Annotated in this window: 1 protein-coding gene; it reads left to right on the plus strand. The window is 52.3% G+C overall.

Annotated features, from left to right (window positions below):
- A partial coding sequence (locus tag AAH187_RS16925) for a hypothetical protein (RefSeq protein WP_342349659.1) occupies positions 1-3,359 on the plus strand: 3,359 nt, incomplete at both ends.

Genomic DNA, 3,359 nt, shown 5'->3' on the forward strand with positions numbered 1-3,359 from the left:
ATGACTTCCGATACCCCCCAACAAGACACGCCTCCTCCTGCACCCCCCCCACGATCAAGGAAAGCCCTGAAATGGTTTACCTGGCTAGGCATGGGCATGCTGGCCCTTCTTCTCTGTGCCGGTCTGTTGTTGACCTATTGGTTTCCTTCGGACATGGTCCGGCAAGAGCTGGAAGTTCGTCTTTCCGAGCTTCTTCAAGGTACGGTCAGGATCCAATCCCTCTCGTTTAATTTACTGACAGGCCTTCAAGTCAATCATCTGGAATTTGCCAAACCAGAGCAACCACCTCTCACACTCGAACAGCTGACATTGGATTACAGTCTTCTGGGACTCTTGAAGGGCACCTTCACCATCAACGAAATCTCCATAGATCAGGCAGACATCTCACTCAATCTTCCTGAACTGACAAAGGCCGCTCCGGAGGCACCTCCCTCACCCCCTTCTGAACCAGCAGCCCTTCCGACCCTCCCCGTTTCGATTAATCTTGAAACCTTTAAGATCATCGAGAGCGATATCCAGATTGTGGTCTCACCCGACCTCACGGTGAACCTCACCCATCTGAATCTTCAGAGTTCGGCAGGCGTGTCCTCGGATGATGCCTATCTCAACGGCACACTGCAGGTTGAACAACTCGCCGTAGCCCTTCAAGGCAAGCACATTCAACTGCCTCTGAGCATAAAGTTCGACACGGCTATTCATCTTCTAACTCAACACATTGAGCTGAAACAGCTCAGCATTGAATCGGATCCGGCCTTTCGCCTCAGACTTTCAGGAAACATCAACGATTTCCTGACTCAAAAGGCCGTGAATCTTTCTCTGGCCAATGCGGATCTTGACCTCGGCAAAATTATGGCCCTCGCCAAAGATTTTGTGCCGCCGGATTTTGCCACGGCTTCGATTCACGGCAACCTTTCTCCCTCATTCACCCTCACAGGCTCCCTTCCCGATTCCGGATTTCAGGGGAGCATCCATGCGACATTGGACGGGAAGGATGTCGAATTACATCTGCCAGACCACGAACTGACCGTGGGACCGACAGATCTGGCTTTCACCGCCAAGGAACTTCAGATCAAAGAAAACCTCCCGTTGATGGGAAACATCTCGGCGAAACTGGCTACTCATGATCTGGCATTTCAAGCCTATGGGATACACAACTTCGATTTGAGCCTCCAGAGCGACTATCAGGCCTCCGGACCCTTTTCGGGAAACCTGAAGGTCTCCGGCGCCACGGCATTACCCGGCGATTTACTTGGCACCCCATTCAACCTTCCTTTTGCCGTGACACTTGAGACCAGTGGCAATCATCACACCCGTCACATTGAGGTGAAACATCTGAACGCCGACCTCAGCCCCTATGGCACCTTACACATAAACGGCGCGATACAGCCTCATCCTGCACCGAAGGAAGGCATGAAGGCCTCGCTGAAGATTCGTCTGTCGCCAAAGATCAAAGCCTTACTCGCTCTCCTCCCCAAGGACCAGCTTCAAGGACTCATTCTCCAGAAAGATTCCGAAACGGATACCTTTGTGCTGCATGCGACCGGAGCACTTCATTCGGATTTCCGTCCTGAATGGGCAAAAGCAACTGCCGCACTCAAACTGTCGTCCCTTCATGCTCAATGGGAATCCGTCCAGGCAAAAGGCACCATGCACCAACTCACGTTTCTGCTGTCTTCCGATTATCAGGAAACCAATGGTGCAATTCAGGGAACGGTCGGGTTTTCGTCAAATTTCTCTGACCTCTATGCCGCTGATATGGTGACCATCGGGACCAGCCAGGTGGTCCTGAAATCTAATTTTCAAGGCAATCTCTCACCAACCTTTCAGCCCACCAGCCTTCGCTCCGAAGACCAGCTCCAACTCACGCTCGGCAACCTGAATTACCAGGACGCCAATCTGACGGCCACCCTTCCTTCATTCAGACTGTCATCAAAAACGAAGGAAGATGTATTCCAAAAAGATTTCCTACTTGAAAGTCTGCGACTGACGAGCGAAGGGATGTTGGATATGGGGATGAAGGCCCGGTTCACGCAAACCGACCAACAATTTGATATAGATCTGCAGCTGCCCCTTCTCCATGTCGGCAACCTACTCCCGCATCTTTCGGGACCACTCATGAAGGGGGTCGACGAAATCAACCCAAACGGACGAGTCAGTCTGAACCTGCGGGCAGCGGGCAAGATTCCCCAGGAGGCGGATCTTAAGAAATTGAAACTCCCGCTGGGAGTCAATGGAAAAGTCACGCTACGGGATCTCGAAGGGGCCGTTTCGGGATATCGGATTCAGGGGGGCAACGGCACCATGACCATGGCCTATTCGCCACGAGCCACCCCTCAAACCCAACTCACGACAGATATCACACTCAACCGGATTCACTTGCCGGACACCCTCCCGATCAGGGAATTAGCCAACACCTCCCTGCATGTGAATATGGTGTCCCCCGATCTGAATGAAGTCCAGATTGACCCGATCCATGTGGCATCTAAGGGATTCGACCTTACCATCAAGAGTGCGTTGGTGGGCTTGCGTGAGCTGTTGTCCTCCACATCGCCTCGTGGCACTCAATTGGCAAAACTCTTTGCCCAACTGCACACCCGCCTGGCTCTGGATGTGGAAACCTTTCAGGAAGCCTTGCAGCCCTTGGGGATAAAGGGAAATGGCAAGGCACTGGTTACCCTGTCCATGCTCAAAAAAGAACAAGGGAGTCTGGACGCCTCTGTGGAGATCGGATCCGAAACACTCTCCGTGACTCGGGATGGCACGGAACTCCGTGACATCAACGGTGGGATACAGCTCCGAAAATCACTGGCCTGGAAACCTGATGAACTCCGGTCTCCGCCGAAAAAGAAATTTCAGCCGTCCGACCGTATTGCCCAGCTCAAATCGTTTTCCCGGAAAGGACAGACCCTCACCATTGATCGTCTCCAGGTCGGGCCATTCACAATTGAAAAATTCACGACTAATTTGGCATTTGAACAACAGTCCCTCAAAATGCAAAACCTCGCCATGAATTTGTTGGGTGGAGGGATTGGGGGAAATGTCATCATTGCCGCCGAACATCCCCTGCGTCTATCGGCGGAGTTTGAAGTGGCGAATCTCGATGCCAATCAACTCATCGAAACAGAATCCAAAATCAAAGGGGATAGCATCATTGCCGCGACCATTGGACTCACGACCATTCTGCAAGATGCCACGGGAGCCGTGGATTTGAGCCGATTGGAATGCAATCTGCACATTACGCACATCGGGAAAGAAGCGCTGGATCGCCTCCTCGTATTCCTAGACCCGGAAGGAAGCAAACCGACGATCTCCAATGTTCGTGCGCAATTAAAATTCGCGAATCCCTCACGGGTGACGGT

This window comes from uncultured Nitrospira sp. (assembly GCA_902500695.1).
GTDB lineage: Bacteria > Nitrospirota > Nitrospiria > Nitrospirales > UBA8639 > Nitrospira_E.